15 protein-coding genes and 1 pseudogene are annotated in these 15,096 nt (G+C 73.8%); 8 read left to right on the forward strand and 8 right to left on the reverse strand.

Annotated elements, in window-relative coordinates:
• A pseudogene (locus tag ACFP3V_RS16880) lies at nucleotides 1-226 on the forward strand (endonuclease); the annotation flags it as partial.
• Between the two features lie 213 nt (nucleotides 227-439).
• Here ACFP3V_RS16880 and ACFP3V_RS16885 read toward each other — a convergent pair.
• Nucleotides 440-652 carry a DUF5133 domain-containing protein gene (locus tag ACFP3V_RS16885; RefSeq protein ID WP_380584181.1) on the reverse strand — a complete coding sequence of 71 codons (213 nt, stop codon included), beginning with the start codon at nucleotides 650-652 and terminating at the stop codon, nucleotides 440-442.
• 164 nt (nucleotides 653-816) lie between these two features.
• Here ACFP3V_RS16885 and ACFP3V_RS16890 point away from each other — a divergent pair, with 164 nt between their 5' ends.
• The 4 genes from ACFP3V_RS16890 (at nucleotide 817) to ACFP3V_RS16905 (ending at nucleotide 5,416) form a co-directional block, all read left to right on the forward strand.
• Nucleotides 817-1,233, forward strand: a complete 417-nt coding sequence (locus ACFP3V_RS16890) for an SsgA family sporulation/cell division regulator (protein WP_380584183.1) — start codon at nucleotides 817-819, stop codon at nucleotides 1,231-1,233.
• Nucleotides 1,234-1,334: 101 nt separating this feature from the next.
• The gene (locus ACFP3V_RS16895) at nucleotides 1,335-1,751 is read left to right on the forward strand and encodes an STAS domain-containing protein (RefSeq protein ID WP_380584185.1); all 417 of its coding nucleotides are present in this window, start codon (nucleotides 1,335-1,337) and stop codon (nucleotides 1,749-1,751) included.
• A complete protein-coding gene (locus ACFP3V_RS16900) occupies nucleotides 1,748-2,167 on the forward strand; it encodes an ATP-binding protein (protein ID WP_380584187.1) in 420 nt (139 codons plus the stop codon). The genes ACFP3V_RS16895 and ACFP3V_RS16900 overlap by 4 nt, the downstream gene beginning before the upstream one ends.
• Nucleotides 2,168-2,218: 51 nt before the next feature.
• Nucleotides 2,219-5,416: a HAMP domain-containing protein gene (locus ACFP3V_RS16905; RefSeq protein WP_380584189.1), complete on the forward strand. Its 3,198-nt coding sequence runs from the start codon at nucleotides 2,219-2,221 to the stop codon at nucleotides 5,414-5,416.
• Between the two features lie 81 nt (nucleotides 5,417-5,497).
• On the opposite strand, the gene ACFP3V_RS16910 is transcribed toward ACFP3V_RS16905, so the two are convergent.
• The gene (locus tag ACFP3V_RS16910) at nucleotides 5,498-7,732 is read right to left on the reverse strand and encodes a SpoIIE family protein phosphatase (protein ID WP_380584191.1); all 2,235 of its coding nucleotides are present in this window, start codon (nucleotides 7,730-7,732) and stop codon (nucleotides 5,498-5,500) included.
• A gap of 35 nt (nucleotides 7,733-7,767) precedes the next feature.
• The gene (locus ACFP3V_RS16915) at nucleotides 7,768-8,850 is read right to left on the reverse strand and encodes a carboxylate-amine ligase (protein WP_380584193.1); all 1,083 of its coding nucleotides are present in this window, start codon (nucleotides 8,848-8,850) and stop codon (nucleotides 7,768-7,770) included.
• A gap of 631 nt (nucleotides 8,851-9,481) precedes the next feature.
• Here ACFP3V_RS16915 and ACFP3V_RS16920 point away from each other — a divergent pair.
• The gene (locus tag ACFP3V_RS16920; protein ID WP_380584194.1) at nucleotides 9,482-10,069 is read left to right on the forward strand and encodes a type 1 glutamine amidotransferase domain-containing protein; all 588 of its coding nucleotides are present in this window, start codon (nucleotides 9,482-9,484) and stop codon (nucleotides 10,067-10,069) included.
• On the opposite strand, the gene ACFP3V_RS16925 is transcribed toward ACFP3V_RS16920, so the two are convergent.
• The 5 genes from ACFP3V_RS16925 to ACFP3V_RS16945 all read right to left on the reverse strand — a co-directional run bounded on the left by ACFP3V_RS16925 (nucleotide 10,017) and on the right by ACFP3V_RS16945 (nucleotide 14,020).
• On the reverse strand, nucleotides 10,017-10,541 hold the full coding sequence (locus ACFP3V_RS16925) for a DUF6328 family protein (protein ID WP_380584196.1): 525 nt from the start codon (nucleotides 10,539-10,541) through the stop codon (nucleotides 10,017-10,019). The two genes, ACFP3V_RS16920 and ACFP3V_RS16925, sit on opposite strands and share 53 nt — an antisense overlap.
• A complete protein-coding gene (locus ACFP3V_RS16930; RefSeq protein ID WP_380584198.1) occupies nucleotides 10,538-12,265 on the reverse strand; it encodes a glycoside hydrolase family 15 protein in 1,728 nt (575 codons plus the stop codon). Before ACFP3V_RS16930 ends, ACFP3V_RS16925 begins: the two co-directional genes overlap by 4 nt.
• Nucleotides 12,266-12,276: 11 nt before the next feature.
• Complete coding sequence (locus ACFP3V_RS16935) at nucleotides 12,277-13,146, reverse strand: SigB/SigF/SigG family RNA polymerase sigma factor (RefSeq protein ID WP_380584200.1); 870 nt, start codon at nucleotides 13,144-13,146, stop codon at nucleotides 12,277-12,279.
• 75 nt (nucleotides 13,147-13,221) lie between these two features.
• Nucleotides 13,222-13,461 (reverse strand): hypothetical protein, encoded by a 240-nt coding sequence (locus ACFP3V_RS16940; protein WP_380584202.1) that lies wholly within the window; start codon nucleotides 13,459-13,461, stop codon nucleotides 13,222-13,224.
• A 49-nt stretch (nucleotides 13,462-13,510) separates the two neighbouring features.
• The gene (locus ACFP3V_RS16945; RefSeq protein WP_380584204.1) at nucleotides 13,511-14,020 is read right to left on the reverse strand and encodes a DUF1360 domain-containing protein; all 510 of its coding nucleotides are present in this window, start codon (nucleotides 14,018-14,020) and stop codon (nucleotides 13,511-13,513) included.
• 130 nt (nucleotides 14,021-14,150) lie between these two features.
• On the opposite strand from ACFP3V_RS16945, the gene ACFP3V_RS16950 reads away from it, so the two are divergent.
• Together ACFP3V_RS16950 and ACFP3V_RS16955 are read left to right on the forward strand one after the other, a co-directional pair.
• Nucleotides 14,151-14,711, forward strand: coding sequence for a hemerythrin domain-containing protein (locus tag ACFP3V_RS16950; RefSeq protein ID WP_380584206.1), 561 nt, complete (start codon nucleotides 14,151-14,153; stop codon nucleotides 14,709-14,711).
• 39 nt (nucleotides 14,712-14,750) lie between these two features.
• Nucleotides 14,751-15,014 carry a DUF6479 family protein gene (locus tag ACFP3V_RS16955; RefSeq protein ID WP_380584208.1) on the forward strand — a complete coding sequence of 88 codons (264 nt, stop codon included), beginning with the start codon at nucleotides 14,751-14,753 and terminating at the stop codon, nucleotides 15,012-15,014.
• Nucleotides 15,015-15,096 lie beyond the last annotated feature (82 nt).

Below are 15,096 nucleotides of genomic sequence, written 5' to 3' on the forward strand. Positions count from 1 at the left end.
GCGGCTGCGGGAGCACCCGCGGATCGGACCGGTGGGCGCGGCGATCTTCTGCCGCGAGGCGCAGGGCGTCTGGCCCGGACTGCGGCCCTACTTCGACGAGGCGACGCTGCGGACGGCCCGTCAACTCGGCCTCCCGGCAACGGTGGACGGCCTCGCCGACCGCGTCGGCCGACCCGGCGACCTGCCCCGCCTCGCCGCCGCGCTCGTGCGTTCCGCACACCAGTAGGGGGCGCGAGGCCGCAGACGTGTGCGGCTGCGGCGACGTGGGCGCGACCAGCCCACCACGTAGGGAGGTTCGTCCCGCGGTCGGGGTCGGACCTCCCTCGGCGGTGTGTTGCTCGCGCAGGGCGCACCTCCCGCCGTGGGGGGCACCCCCGGCCGAATGCTGGCGGAGGGTGGGAGATCTCGCGCCCCTGGCGGAGCCCCGGCGGGCACGGGGCTACTGGAGGTTGGTGGTGGGGGCCTCCGCCGCCGCGGGCGGCGGGGTGAGGAGGACCCGCGCGGCTGCCAGGGCCTCGATGTGGTCGCGGGCCCCGGTGTAGACGCAGAGGGTGTAGCGCAGGTCCTCGACGCGGGGGTCGAGCGGCCGGTGGGCGAGCGCGTCGAGCTCGTCCACGAGCCGCCGCAGTTCCCGCAGATTGATGAGTGGCATTCCAGCTCCCCGGTGTGACTGGTGCGCGTGTACCCCGGAGGGGCTCGGGCACTCCCTCCGTTTAGGCGCTCGAAGGCCGGGCAGTCGCGCGACAGGTCCGCCGACGGGTCCGCCCGACAGCGGTCAGCGGTGGACCGCCGCGCAGTGAGAGGAGCAGTGGGCCGATGGCGGGCACGGTCGAATTCCCCGTCCTGGTACGTCTGATCGGCCGGGGGCCGCGCGAGTCGGCGGGCGTCGGGTGCCTGCTGCGCTATCTGCCGGAGGACCCCTTCGCGGTGCACCTGCAGTTCCCCGGTGCGCTCACGGAGGACGGCGAGGACGCGGTGTGGGTGTTCTCGCGCGAACTGCTGACCCGGGGCGCCGCCGGCGCCCGCGTCGGGGACGGAGACGTCCGGGTGCTGCCTGGCCGCCCCGGCCGTACCTACATTCAGCTGCGCTCGGGAACGGGCGCGGCGCTTCTCGAGGTGGAGACCGAACGGCTGCACGAGTTCGTGCGGGCGAGCGAGGACTGCGTGCCGCCGGGCGCGGAGTCCGGATGGCTGGACTGGGACGCGGAGTTGACCCGGCTGCTGTACGACTGAACGTTTGCTCCGTTCGGGCCCCGGGTAGTCGCCGGTCGCCCGCGAACGGGCATGATTGTTCCGTGATCCACGCCCTTCGACCGAGGCAGGGAGCGGCTGGGATGTCGAGCACCACGGAGACGAGCAGCACCGAGGAGCCCGGACGGTTCGCCGTCGCGGAGTCCGACCAGGACGAGAGCGTCGTCCTGGCACTGAGGGGGGAGTTGGACCACGACACAGCCCCGGCGCTGCGCGACGCCCTCGAGCGTTCCATGGCCCTGATCGACGGCCGGCCGGGCGGCACCGGAGCCGGAGCCGGCCGGATCGTCGTGGACTGCACGGAACTGCGCTTCTGCGACTCCACCGGTCTGAACCTGCTGCTGAAGGCCCGCATGACGGTCCGGGACCGGGGCGGTGCGCTCGCCCTGGCGGGGATGCGGCCGCAGGTGGCGCGGGTCTTCGAGATCACCGGCGCGGACTCGGTGTTCCCCACGTTCGCCTCGCTCGAGGAGGCGCTCGGCTCCGGCGGTGCCCGGTGAACGCCCTACCCGCGCCGGTCCAGACGCGGCGCCTGGCCCTGTTCGGCGCGAAGGGCGTCGTCGGGCGCTGCCGCGACTTCACCCGGGAGGCGCTGGAGGACTGGGGCTGGTTCGAGGGCGCCGACGAGGACCGGCAGGCCGTCGCCGACGACGTGCTGCTGCTGGTGTCCGAACTGGTCGCCAACGCCTGCCTGCACGCGGGCGGACCCGAGGAGCTGGTGCTGGACCTGGACCAGCGGCGGCTGCGGGTGGAGGTGGTCGACGCGAGCCCGGTGCGCCCGGTGCCGCGGCGGCCCGGTGACGTCACCCAGCCCGGCGGCCACGGGCTGCGGGTGGTGGAGCGGCTGGCCAGGGAGTGGGGCAGCCAGCCGCGGGGTGGGGGAAAAGCGGTCTGGATCGAGGTGGACACCCCTTGACCGTGGGACGATGGGAGCCCCGGAACCGGACCCCAGCCCGCGAGGCCGCAGATGAACGGATCAGCTGAGGAACGTCTCGGAGAGGACGGCCTCGAGGCGCTGCTGTCGAGTCTCACCGCCGTGCGCGACGGAGACCTCTCGGTGCGCCTGCCCGACCGGCCCGACGGCCTGCTCGGCGACATCGCCAAGGTCTTCAACGGGATGGTCGACCAGCTGTCGCTGGTGGTCTCCGAGCTGGTCCGGGTGTCCCAGGAGGTCGGCGGCGAGGGCAGGTTGGGGGGCCAGGCCAAGGTCCCCGGCGTGAGCGGCGTCTGGCAGGAGCTCACCACCAGCGTCAACGCCATGGCGGACAACCTGACCGACCAGGTCCGCTCGATCGCCCAGGTGACCACGGCGGTGGCTCGCGGCGACCTGTCGCAGAAGATCGAAGTGGACGCGCGCGGAGAGCTGCGCGAGCTGAAGAACACCGTCAACACGATGGTCGAGCAGCTGTCGGCGTTCGCCGGCGAGGTCACCCGGGTCGCCCGTGAGGTCGGCACCGAGGGCAACCTCGGCGGCCAGGCGCGCGTCGTGGGGGTGGCCGGCACCTGGAAGGACCTCACCGACAACGTCAACGTGATGGCGTCCAACCTGACCGACCAGGTCCGCTCGATCTCGCGGGTGGCCACGGCGGTCGAACGGGGCGACCTGTCCCGGAAGGTGACGGTCGAGGCGAAGGGCGAGGTCGCGGCGCTGGCCGGGGCGATCAACTCGATGGTGGACACGCTGTCGGCGTTCGCGGACGAGGTCACCCGGGTCGCCCGGGAGGTCGGCACCGAGGGGCAGTTGGGCGGCCAGGCCCGGGTCCCCAACGTCGCGGGCACCTGGAAGAACCTCACCGACAACGTCAACTCGATGGCCACCAACCTGACCAACCAGGTGCGCAACATCGCACAGGTGACCACGGCCGTGGCCGAGGGCGACCTGTCCAGGAAGATCGACGTGGACGCCCGCGGCGAGATCCTGGAACTCAAGACCACGATCAACACCATGGTGGACACCCTGTCGGCCTTCGCCGCCGAGGTCACCAGGGTCGCCCGGGAGGTCGGCAGCGAAGGGCGGCTCGGCGGGCAGGCGGAGGTCGAGGGCGTCTCCGGCATGTGGAAGCGACTCACCGAGAACGTCAACGAGCTGGCCGGGAACCTCACCCGGCAGGTGCGCGCCATCGCGGAGGTCACCGGCGCCGTCGCCGAGGGCGACCTGACCCGCACCATCACCGTCGAGGCGCCCGGCGAGCTGGGCGACCTCAAGGACAACATCAACTTCATGGTGGAGTCGCTGCGCGAGACCACCCGGGCCAACCAGGAGCAGGACTGGCTCAAGACCAGCCTGGCCCGCCTGTCCGGCCTCATGCAGGGCCGCCGGGACCTGTCCGTCGTTGCCGACCTGATCATGGACGAGCTCACCCCGCTGGTGAACGCCCAGTACGGCGCGTTCTACCTCGCGGAGGAGACCGACCGCGGCTGCGAACTCGTCCTCCTCGCCGCCTACGGCTCCCCTGACGACCCGTCAGCACCGCCGCGCCGCTTCGCCCTCGGCCAGGGCCTGGTCGGCCAGGCCGCACGAAGCCGCCGCCCGCTGCTGGTCGAGGACCTGCCTCCCGGCTACGCCACCGTCACCTCCGGCGCGGGAGCGGCGGACCCGAGCGTGCTGCTGCTGCTCCCCGTCACCGTCGAGGAGCAGCTGCTCGGGGTCATCGAGATCGCCGCGCTGCGCCCCTTCGCGCCGATCCACCGGGCGCTGCTGGACCAGCTCGTCGACACCATCGGCGTCAACGTCTCCTCGCTGGTCGCCAACGCCCGCACGGACGAGCTGCTCGGCGAGTCGCAGCGGCTGACCACCGAACTCCAGGCGCGTTCCCAGGAGCTGCAGGCGCGCCAGGAGGAACTGCAGCGGTCCAACGCGGAGTTGGAGGAGAAGGCGGCGCTGCTGGCCGATCGCAACCGCGACATCGAGGCCAAGAACCTGGAGATCGAACAGGCGCGCCAGGAACTGGAGGAGCGGGCCCAGCAGCTCTCGCTCACCTCGATGTACAAGTCCGAGTTCCTCGCCAACATGTCGCACGAGCTGCGCACGCCGCTCAACTCCCTGCTGATCCTGGCCCAGTTGCTGGCGCAGAACCCCGGCGGCAACCTGACGCCCAAGCAGGTCGACTACGCCCGCGTGATCCACTCCGCGGGCTCGGACCTGTTGCAGCTGATCAACGACATCCTCGACCTGTCCAAGGTCGAGGCGGGCAAGATGGACGTCAACGCCGAGCGCTTCCCGCTGCGACCGCTGCTGGACTCGGTCGAGTCCACGTTCCGGCCGCTCACCGGGGAGAAGCAGCTGGACTTCCGGGTGGTGGCCGCGCCCGACCTGCCCGCCGAACTGGTCACCGACGAGGCCAGGTTGCGGCAGGTGCTGCGCAACCTGCTCTCCAATGCCGTCAAGTTCACCGAGGCCGGCCAGGTCGAGCTGGTCGTCCAGTGGGCGGACCCCGCCCGGCTGCCCGAGCGCCTCAAGGGCCGCTCCGCCCTCGCCTTCCGCATCGACGACACGGGTATCGGCATCGCGGACGAGCACCTGGAGAGCATCTTCGGAGCCTTCCAGCAGGCCGACGGCACCACCAGCCGCCGGTACGGCGGCACCGGGCTCGGACTGTCGATCAGCCGTCAGATCGCCTTCCTGCTCGGCGGCGTGATCACCGCGGAGAGCACCCTGGGCGAGGGCAGCAGCTTCACCCTCTACCTCCCCGTCGAGCAGGCGCCGCCGGTGCCGGCCCCGCAGGCCCAGGCCGATGAGCCGGGCTCCGCCCGCCCGGGCGCGATCGACCAGGTGCTGAACGGGCGCACGCTGCTCGTCGTGGACGACGACGCCCGCAACCTCTACGCGCTCACCGGCGTCCTCGAACTCCACGGCGCCCGCGTGCTCCGCGCCGTCGACGGCCGCGCCGGGATCGACCTGCTGCGGAACCGTCCCGACATCGACCTGGTCCTGCTCGACCTGATGATGCCCGAGCTCGACGGCTACGCCGCCGCCGCGGAGATCCGGTCCATGCCCGAGTTCGCCGACCTGCCGATCATCGCGGTCACCGCGAAGGCCATGCCCGAGGACCGGGAACAGATCCTGGCCGCCGGCGCCGACGACTACGTGACCAAGCCGGTGGACGCCGACGACCTGGTGGCCCGCGTCGGGCACTGGCTGGCGGCCAGGGACCTGCGGACCTGACCTGGCGACCTGACCTGCGGACCCGACCTGCGGGCCTGAACTGAGGGCCTGACCCGTGGGACCTGGGCGGCCGGCCCCGGTTCAGCGGATCCGCAGCAGCACCAGGCTGGAGTCGTCGTCGGTGTCCCCGAGCGACCGCTCGACCAGCACGTCGGCCTGCTGGTCGAGGCCCACCTCGGGCAGGTGCTCCGCCGTGCGGCGCAGCACCGCCAGCGTCTGGTCCAGGCTCGCGTGCCGGCGCTCGATCAGGCCGTCGGTGTAGAGCAACAGCCGGTCCCCGGGCCGCAGTTCGGTCACCGCCTCGCCGTACCGGACGTCCGCGACCGCGCCCAGCAGCAGGCTGTGCCCGTGGTCCAGCAGTTCCGCCCGGCCGCCGCGCAGCAGCAGCGGCGGCAGGTGCCCGGCGCTGGTCCAGCGCAGCCGGCGGTCCTGCGGCCGGTACACCGCACAGATGCAGGTGGCCGTCGGCCGGCCGGGGGAGTGCAGGGCCACCTCGTTCAGCCAGTGCATCAGCCGCGCCGGCCCGTGGCCGGTGACGGCCAGCCCGCGCAGCGCGTTGCGCAGCGCCACCATGCCGGTGGCGGCGTCGATGCCGTGCCCGGCCACGTCGCCGACGGCCACCAGCAGGCTCCCGTCGGGGAGCCGGACCACGTCGTACCAGTCGCCGCCGACGCGGTACTCCTCGGCCGCGGGCCGGTAGCGGGCGGCGACCTGGATACCGGAGTCGGCGTCGAACTCCGGCAGGTCCGGCAGGATCGCCCGCTGCAACTGGAGCGCCAGCGCGTGCCGCTGGTCGGCCTTGGCCTGAACGGTCGTCAACTGGTCGAAGGTGGCGGCCAGCGCGACCTCCGTGTGGTGCTGGATCGACACGTCCTGGAAGACGCCGGTGACTCCGGTCAGGGTGCCGTGGGTGAGCAGCGGCTCGGCGATCACCCGGATGTGCCGGACGCCGCCGTCCGTCCGCGGCCGCTGCAGCACGGCGGTGCCGGGCTCCAGACGGTCCGTCAGGGTCTCCAGCAGCGCGTCCAGTTCGCCACGGCTGTCCGGGGAGACCAGGTTGTGCAACTGGTCCAGGGTCAGCGGCGCTGCTTCCGGGGGCAGGTCGAACAGGGCGAAGGCCTGGTCGGTCCACTGGGCCACGCCGCGCAGCAGGTCGTCCTCGAAGGCCGCTGCCCCGGCGAGGCGGCCTGTGCTCTGCAGCAGCGAGAAGCTGTGGTCGCGACTGCTGAGATGCCACAGCACCACCGAGCGCTCCGGGCTCAGCGGCAGCACTCGGACGTTGAGCAGCGGCGGCGGGTCGTCCCGGCCGCGGGCGGTCGGCAGCCGGGACATGCGCTGCGGTGAGCCGGAGCGCTGGGCTTCGCCCACCAGTTCGGTCAACTCGGCCGCCGCGTAAGGAAAGAGCTGGGACAGTGGCCGTCCGGTCTGGCTCGGCAGCGGAGCGGCGACGCGGCGCGCCGTGGGGTTGAGGTGCTCGACACGCGGCTCGCCGCCGTCGCCGTGCCACAGCGACATGCCCGGATGGGCCAGCAGGTCGAGGACGGCCGCCAGCACCGGCCGGTCCGAGGCGTAGTCCGTCGCCCTGCCCGCGTCCAGCACCCGAGCGGAGACGCTGACCAGCCCCTCCACCTGTTCGCGTGTCGACTCGTCGAGGGGGGCCGGTCCGGGCCACAGGACCAGGGCCAGTCCGACCGTCCGCCCCCGGGCCCGCAGCGGGATCAGCGCCCGCGCCGACTCGGCGCTCGGGCCCGGCAGCACCCCGCGCTCCTCCGGGCCCTTCGGGAACCAGAGCGGGTGGGACTCCGTGAGCGCCTCCATGGGCAGCGAGCACAACTGCGGGGGCAGCAGCCGCCAGCGGGACATCTCGAGCGAGGAGCAGCCGTGTCCCCCGACCAGCGCCAGGCAGCCGTCCGAGCTCGCCCGCCACAGCAGCAGCCCGCTGGCGCCGAACCGCTCCAGGCCGTCCTCCACCAGGGCGGTGGCGACCTCGTCCAGTTCCTCGGCGACCTGGACCCGCGCCCCGACCCGGCGCAACGCCCGCGCCTCGCGGCCGACGGCGGCCAGGTCGAGCGAGACCACCTGCCCCGCGGCCTGGTTGACGATGTCGGCGGCCAGATCCGTCGCCGGGGTGCCGGCCGCCGCCGCCAACTCCTCCAGGTGCCGGGCGGCGTCCTGCGGCTCCAGCCCCAACTGGGCCACCAGCACGCCGACGGCCAGGTCCAGCAGGTGGTGCGCGGCGTAGCGGGCACGCAAGTCGTCCACCTCGGCGGCGAGTTCCGCGAGGGCCGAGGGGGTCGGGTCGTCCGTACGGATCATCAGGGCAACTCCGTGGGGCCTGGGCGGCCTTGGGTCTACTGGGCGTCCATCTGGTCGGACAGGTAGGCGATCAGGGCTGCGGGCCGCCCCCTTCCGGCGGCCAGGGCCTGCCGCTGCCGGTCCGCTCCGGTGCCCACGTGCAGCAGCCGCTCCAGCGCCGAGGGCACCAACTCATGGTCCCCGCTGGCGGCGAGGGCCGGGCCGATGTGGTCCAGCAGGTCCTTGACCATGGCGGCGGCGTCCCGGTGTTCGCCGCGCACCGGGTCGACCAACTGTCCCCCCAGGCCGTAGCGGGACGCGTGCCACAGCGCCCCGGACAGCAGTTCCGGCGGCGGGTCGGCGGGTCGGCCGCCGTCCTCCTCCAGCAGCGCGGTGGCCACCAGCGCGCGGACCGCACCGGCCAGCGCCTGGGCGTCCTCGACGTGCAACTGAACGTCCAGCGCCCGGACTTCGAGGGTGGGGTAGCGCTCGCTGATCCGCGCCAGCCAGTAGACCTGGCCGCGGTCGCGGATCACCCCGGCCCGGTGCAGGGCGTCCAGCCGGGCGTCGTAGTCCGCCGCCGAGGCGAAGGCCGGCGGGATGCCGGTGACCGGCCAGCGGCCGAAGATGACGGTGCGCCAGCTCGCGAACCCGGTGTCCTGCCCGCGCCAGAGCGGGGAGTTGCCGCCCAGCGCCACCAGCAGCGGAAGCCACGGCCGCAGCCGGTTGAGCACGCGTACGGCGGTCTCCCGCTCGGGCATGGCCACGTGCACGTGCATGCCGCAGATCAGCTGCTCGTCCACGAGCCGGGCGGCGTCGGTGCGCATCGCGGTGTAGCGGGGCTGGCGGGTGATCGGCGGGGGCGCACCGTCGCTGACGGGCGCGGTGCCCGAGGCCACGACGCCCTTCGCGCGCCGCCGCGCGGAGGCGGCGACGGCCCGGCGGGCCTCGGTCAGCGAGGTGCGGACCTCGTCCAGGCTGCGGCAGATGGGCGTGGCCACCTCGATCTGGGCCTGCAGCAGCTCCGCCTGGACGGCGGGTGCGTCGACACCCGCGCGCACGGCGTCGAAGGCCGCGCACGGCAGTCCCGTCGCGGGATCGACGAGGAGGTACTCCTCCTCAACGCCAAGAGTCAGCATGATCGGCTGGTACCTCCTCGCTGGCGTCTTCCCGGACTTCAACCATGCACTCTCGCCGCGCTCTGCGGAACCGGGCGCTGGAGCGGGGGTGAAGTCCTGCGCCTCGCGGGTACACGCGTGAAGCCCGGGCCCCGCCCCCGACCCCTGGAGCCGCCCCCGTGACCCCTCTGCCCACGGCCCCGCCGACCGCCTCCCGGCGGCTCCGCCCTGACCCCCGCGGCTTCGCCGCCCGGTTTGGGCTGCTGCCCTTGGGGTGGCCTGCAGCGGGTCGAGCGGCGCTTGTGCCCGGCTCAGCGCTGCCGGCCCTGCAGCTTCGCCGCTCGGGCTGGGGCCGCTCTGCGGGTTGGCGTGCAGTGGGGCGGGGGAGGCGGCGCTTGCGCCCGCTCGGCGGAGCCGCCTGCGGCTGCCACGCGGCGGATCGGCGGATCGGTGGGGCCCTGCTCGGTCTCTCTGCCGTGCGTGGGCGATCGCCCCTGCCTCCGGCGGCGCTTCGCCGCGGGGCGCCGGGTCTACGGGGGGTGGGCGCGCGGCCGGGCGGTCGTTGCGGCGCCTGCCGGCCCGGGGCTGGTGGGGGCAGGGGAGGGCCCCGGGGGCACGAAGAGCAGGGAACGAACCACGAGAGGAGTTCCGCGTGAGCAAGGAGCTTGAGGGCAAGGAGATCGCGTTCCTCGTCGCGCCCGAGGGCGTGGAGGAGGTCGAGTTGACGCGGCCGTGGGAGGCCGTGAAGAAGGCCGGCGGGCGGCCGGTGCTGGTGTCCACCGCCGAAGGCGAGGTGCAGGCGTTCCAGCACCTCGACAAGAGCGGGCGCTACCCCGTGGACGCCACCGTCTCCGGGAGCCGGGCGGCGGCGTACGACGCGCTCGTGCTGCCGGGCGGGGTCGCCAACCCCGACCAGTTGCGCACGGACGACGACGCCGTCGCCTTCGTCCGGGACTTCTTCGGGGCCGGCAAGCCGGTCGCGGTCATCTGCCACGGGCCGTGGACGCTCGTCGAGGCCGACGTCGTCCGCGGGCGGACGCTGACGTCCTGGCCGAGCCTGCGCACGGACATCCGGAACGCCGGCGGCACCTGGGTGGACGAGCAGGTGCAGGTGGACGACCAGGGGCCGAACACCCTGGTCAGTAGCCGGAAACCCGACGATCTGGACGCGTTCTGCGCGGCGCTGGTCAGGGCTTTCGCCGAGGGCGCCGGCCGCGGGCGCGGCCGCGCCGCTGCCTGAGCAGGCCGAGCGGCAGCACCAGCCAGGTGATGCCGATCCACGCCAGCAGCGCGCCGGCCGCCAGGCCGGCCGCTGCGGCGCCGGCACCCGCCACCCGGTACAGCAGCAGGAGCGAGGCGCACACCGCCAGGGCCAGCAGGCCCAGCCCCAGGCAGACCAGCCGCGCCGCGCTGCGCACCATCGCCGGTTTGACGCGCCGTCCGGCCAGCAGCCGGTGGAAGGCCACGGGGGCGATCAGCGTGCCCGTCGCCACCGCGCCGAGAGTGACGGCGGTCAGGTACAGGGCGTGGTCGAAACCGTTCAACTCCCGGAAGCGGGGCGTGAAGGCGACCCCCAGCAGGAAGCCGAACATGATCTGTGCACCCGTCTGGGCGACCCGCACCTCCTGCAGCAGGTCGTTCCAGCGGCGGTCGGCCCGCTCCTCCCGGGTCTCCCGGCGGCCGCTGCGGCGGACCGGGCGCAGCGCTGTCACGGCTCGCCCGCCAGCCGCGTCGCGGCCTCGACCTGCAGCGCGTGCACGAACGCCTGGGGCAGGTTGCCGCGCAGCTGCGACTGCGCGACGTCGAACTCCTCGGCGTAGAGCCCGGCGGGGCCGCCCGCGGCCCGGTTGCGTTCGTAGCGGCGGCGAGCGGTCAGCTCGCGGCCCAGCGCGTGCTCGGCCAGGGCCAGCACGAAGCCGCAGAGCAGGAACGCGCCCTCGGCGTCCGCGAGCGGCCGCTCGTCGTGGCGGAATCGGTAGACGAAGTCCCCCTCGGTGAGGTCGCGCAGGACCGCGTCCAGCGTGGCCAGGCTGCGCGGGTCCTCCGGGGGCAGCGCGCCGCGCAGCGGCGGCAGCAGCAGCGCGGCGTCCACCGACGGGTCGTCAGGCGCCCGCTGCCAGCGGCCGCTGCGGTGCAGCGAGTCGGCGGCGGTCTCGGCCAGCACCCGGTCCGCGAGCGCGGCCCACTCCGCCGCCCGGCCGCCCAGTGCGCAGTTGCCGGCCGCAGCCCGCAGTCCGGCGACGCAGCTCAGCCGCGAGTGGGTCCACCGCCTGGGCTCCAACTCCCAGATACCGGAGTCGGGTTGACGTCTTCTGGCGGCGACGGCGTCGACCGCCAGGCGGACCGCCCGGTGGCCGTCGCCGTCGAGCCGGTCGAGCCGGGCCGCCTCGGCGAGCAGCAGCAGCGACTCGCCGAAGGCGTCCAGCTGGAACTGGTGCGCCACCGTGTTGCCGACCAGGTCGAAGCCGCCGGGATAGCCGGGCAGGTCCAGCTGCCGCTGGTCGGGGATCGGGTCGCCGGCCACGGTGTACGCGGGCGCGAGTCGTTCGCCGTGCTCCAGCAGCCGCTCGGTGACGAAGCGGACGGCCCCGTCCAGCATCTCCTCCGCCCCGGCGGCGGCCGCCGCCAGGCCGATGTAGCTGAGGTCGCGGATCCACACGTAGCGGTAGTCGTAGTTGCGTCCCTGCTCCGCCCGCTCGGGCAGGGAGGTGGTGGCCGCCGCGACGGTGCCGCCGCTGGAGCCGGTCAGGCCGCGCAGCACGGTGCACGCGTGCCGGACGTCGCGGTGGCCCAGCGCGGGCAGCGCCTGCCGCCAGGCGGTCTCGGTGGCCCGCCACAGCTCATCGGGCGGCACGGGCTCCGGCAGCGGACGGTCGCTCAGCTCCAGCACCAGATCGTGCTCCTGACCGGCCGTCAGCTCCACCTCGAAGACGAGGACGCCGCCGCGCATCCGCGCGTCCCGGGCGCCCCGCCAGCGCATCCGCAGACCGCCCAGGTCGGCGGTCCAGACGCCGTCCTGGTCGCGCCGCAGCCGGTCGACCCTGCCCGAGCCGAAGCCCGCGGCGGGCTCGAAGGCGATCCGGGCCGTCGTCCTCCCGCTGCGCGCGGTCAGCCGGCGCAGCAGCACGGTCCGGTGCGGGTCGCCCGGGAAGGCCAGCGCCTCACGGCATTCGAGGATCCCCGCATGAGTGATCCAGCGGCTGCGCCAGACCAGCGAGCCGGCCTCGTAGTGGCCGCCGGGGACGAAGGTCTGCACCGGGCAGACCTGGTACCAGCCGGGGCCGCCGACCAGGTGGGAGAAGACCGCATCGCTGTCCCAGCGCGGCGCGCACAGCCACACCACCTCGCCCTGGGGGCCGACGAGCGCGCCCCGCTCGCCGTCCGCGAGCAGGGCGTAGCCGACCAGCGGCTGCGGTGGGGGCGCCCCGGGCGCCATGGCGGCCCCGCCTATCCCTCGGCCAGCAGCTCACTGCGCAGGGCGGTGAGCGCCGCGGAGAGCAGCCGGGACACGTGCATCTGCGAGATGCCGAGCCGGGCGCCGATCTGGGCCTGGGTCAGGTCGTCCACGAAGCGCAGCGCGAGGATGGTGCGGTCCCGGTCGGGCAGGATCTTCAGTACCGGGCGGATGGCCTCCAGGTTCTCGATCTTCTCGATCTGCCCGTCCTCGTAGCCGAGCCGCCGGGCCAGCGGTCCCTCCGCCTCCTCGGACTCGGCGGGCGCGTCGAGCGAACCGGCGGTGTAGGCGTTGGCGGCGGCCTGACCCTCGATCACCTCGTCGACGCTGAGCCGCAGATGGGCCGCGAGCTCGGTGGCCGTCGGGCGGCGGCCGAGCCGCTGCTCCAGCTCGTCGCCGGCGCGCAGCAGGTCCAGGCGCAGCTCCTGCAGCCTTCGCGGAACCCGGACGGACCAGGTGGAGTCGCGGAAGAAGCGCTTGATCTCCCCGGCGATGGTGGGCAGGGCGAAGGTGGGGAACTCGACCTCGCGCGTCGGATCGAAGCGGTCGATGGCCTTCATCAGACCGATCACGCCCACCTGGAAGACGTCCTCCATCGGCAGGGTGCGGCTGCGCACCCGCGCGGCCTCGAACTTGACCAGGGCCAGGTTCAGATCGATCAGCGCATGGCGCACCCGCGCGTATTCGGGCGTTCCCTCGTCCAGTTCGTGCATACGGGTGAACAGCACCCGCGACAGCGCGCGCGACTCGGCCGTGCTCAGCGAGCGCGGTTCGGGGATCTCCGGCAGGCCGTGCACCGTCGTGACCTGCGACGGCAGTACGGCTGCGGGCACGGAGGCCTCCGGATCGGGTGCGCGTCGCATGAACCCTCCCAAGGACTGGTGTGCGGCGCACGTACCCCAGGATTGGGGACTAATGCATCTTTTGTGCCCGGTGGGTCACCAGAGGTGACCGCTCGGTTCCTCATAGTGCGGGCTCGGCTCCGGGTTCGGGTACGGAGGACGCACCGGATCGGGGTCCGGCAGCGGCGGAATCGGCGAGTCCGGATCGACCGGCTCCGGCGGCGCGGGGTCGGGGTCCGGGAGCGGACGCTCGGGGCCCGGGTCGGGCAGCGGACGCTCGGGATCGGGCACGTCAGGACCGGGCCGGCCGGGGCCCGGGGTGGGAGGTGCGGTCATCGTCAGCTCCTTGGGTCTGTTCCTCGTCCGCCCGCCCGCGGCGGGTGGGCTACTCGTCGTCCGACTCGTCGTCCGCCTCGACGGCCTGCTGCAGCCACGAGCGCACGAAGTGCAGCAGGTCGGCGCCGGTGACGGCGGTCAGCGCGGCCGACACCAGCCGGGTCGCGTCCGGGGCGAACACCTGCCCGGCGGTCAGGCCGCCCGCGATCCACAGGCCGGTGCAGAACGGACAGGTCACCAGCTCGCCCACGGCCTTGCGGGCGCCGCTGCCGCGCACCTCCTCGGCCAACTCCGAAGGGCCGGACACGCCCTGATAGGTCGTGAACGGCGCCCGCAGCGGGCTGGTCACCGGATCCTTGGCCACCAGCCGGGCCAGCCGGTGCACTGCGCCCGCCGTCAGCAGCACGTCCCACGGGCCTGGCTGGGGGAGCCGACGCCCCGTCAGACGGGCCAGCGCACCGACGGCGGCGGCCCCGGCGGAGAAGACCGCCATGGTGGCCGCGTAGCCCGCGAGCGGCCGGTCGGCGCCGTTCGCGTACTCCCTCTGGATCGTGCTCATGGATGTGCACCCCTCGACGGACGGAGTCCTTCCTGGGAAGGCGCGTGCCCGCGCATGCGGCCCGGCAAAACGGGTTAAAAACGCTAGTTCCGGGCACGTGCTTGAAGGGGATCGCAAGAAAGGTGCTGCCATGATCGCGACTGACGCCTCTACCGGCCCGGTCGGCCACGGCGGCGACCTGGTCGCCGAACTCACCGCCGACCATCGGGACGCCGAACGGCTGCTGGAAGCCTTGCGGGACGCCCCGCCGGAGGACCGCGAGGAGCTGGCCGCCCGGCTCACCACCACCCTGGTCCGGCACCACCTGGCCGAGGAGGTCTACCTCTACCCGGTGCTCCGGGAGCACGTCCGCGGCGGCGCTGCCCGGGCCGACAAGCAGCTGCAGCAGCAGTCCGCCTGCGCCGGCTGCCTGCGCGAACTCGACACCACCGCCCAGGACTTCCCGCGCCGGCTAGCCGCGCTCGCGGACGTCTTCTGCCTGCACGTGGTCGAGGAGGAGCAGCGGCTGTTCCCCGCGCTGCGGCAGGAGCTCCCCGAGCCCATGCTGAGGTCGCTGGGGGCGACGGTGCGCCAGGCGGAGCTGACGATGTCCAGCCTGCCCGCGGAGATGGAACACCGCGCGGAGCATCCGCCGCAGATGGGGGAGTTCCTCGACGACACGCGGGCCGAGACGCCCAAGTACTGGTACTGAGCGAGTGAGCGAGCGAGTGCGAGTGGAGGTGCGACCCGCATGGAGACGTTCGGCGTGCTGCTGGCCGCGCAGGTCAACCGGTCCGACTGGGTGGCCGGCGTCGCCGGCCTGATCATCGGCGCCGTGGTGGCAGCGGTGCTGATCTGGGCCTTCGTCTGGGGCAAGCGCCGCAGGGAGCAGGAGCCCCCGCCCATCGCCCCGCCGGGCGGTCCCGACGCGGACGCCTACGGCAACGTTCCGGCTGAGCCGCGGCTCCGCCACGAGACCGGCCCCCTCCGCCACCGCGCCACCCGCCATCCCTAAGGCCCCGTAGGGGGCCCTCGGGGGCGCGAGGCTGCGAACAACTGCGGCTCCGCCGCGCGGGCGCGAGCAACACACCACTCGG

Origin of the sequence: Streptacidiphilus monticola (genome assembly GCF_042658505.1) — a bacterium.
GTDB lineage: Bacteria > Actinomycetota > Actinomycetes > Streptomycetales > Streptomycetaceae > Streptacidiphilus > Streptacidiphilus monticola.

What these genes read in the sequence shown, in the direction of transcription:
- ACFP3V_RS16910 (WP_380584191.1), bottom strand. Translation starts at nt 7,732, where the DNA reads ATGATCCGTACGGACGACCCGACCCCCTCGGCCCTCGCGGAACTCGCC.
- ACFP3V_RS16940 (WP_380584202.1), bottom strand. Translation starts at nt 13,461, where the DNA reads ATGACCGCACCTCCCACCCCGGGCCCCGGCCGGCCCGGTCCTGACGTG.
- ACFP3V_RS16930 (WP_380584198.1), bottom strand. Translation starts at nt 12,265, where the DNA reads ATGGCGCCCGGGGCGCCCCCACCGCAGCCGCTGGTCGGCTACGCCCTG.
- ACFP3V_RS16935 (WP_380584200.1), bottom strand. Translation starts at nt 13,146, where the DNA reads ATGCGACGCGCACCCGATCCGGAGGCCTCCGTGCCCGCAGCCGTACTG.
- ACFP3V_RS16950 (WP_380584206.1), top strand. Translation starts at nt 14,151, where the DNA reads ATGATCGCGACTGACGCCTCTACCGGCCCGGTCGGCCACGGCGGCGAC.
- ACFP3V_RS16895 (WP_380584185.1), top strand. Translation starts at nt 1,335, where the DNA reads ATGTCGAGCACCACGGAGACGAGCAGCACCGAGGAGCCCGGACGGTTC.
- ACFP3V_RS16905 (WP_380584189.1), top strand. Translation starts at nt 2,219, where the DNA reads ATGAACGGATCAGCTGAGGAACGTCTCGGAGAGGACGGCCTCGAGGCG.
- ACFP3V_RS16890 (WP_380584183.1), top strand. Translation starts at nt 817, where the DNA reads ATGGCGGGCACGGTCGAATTCCCCGTCCTGGTACGTCTGATCGGCCGG.
- ACFP3V_RS16945 (WP_380584204.1), bottom strand. Translation starts at nt 14,020, where the DNA reads ATGAGCACGATCCAGAGGGAGTACGCGAACGGCGCCGACCGGCCGCTC.
- ACFP3V_RS16955 (WP_380584208.1), top strand. Translation starts at nt 14,751, where the DNA reads ATGGAGACGTTCGGCGTGCTGCTGGCCGCGCAGGTCAACCGGTCCGAC.
- ACFP3V_RS16915 (WP_380584193.1), bottom strand. Translation starts at nt 8,850, where the DNA reads ATGCTGACTCTTGGCGTTGAGGAGGAGTACCTCCTCGTCGATCCCGCG.
- ACFP3V_RS16885 (WP_380584181.1), bottom strand. Translation starts at nt 652, where the DNA reads ATGCCACTCATCAATCTGCGGGAACTGCGGCGGCTCGTGGACGAGCTC.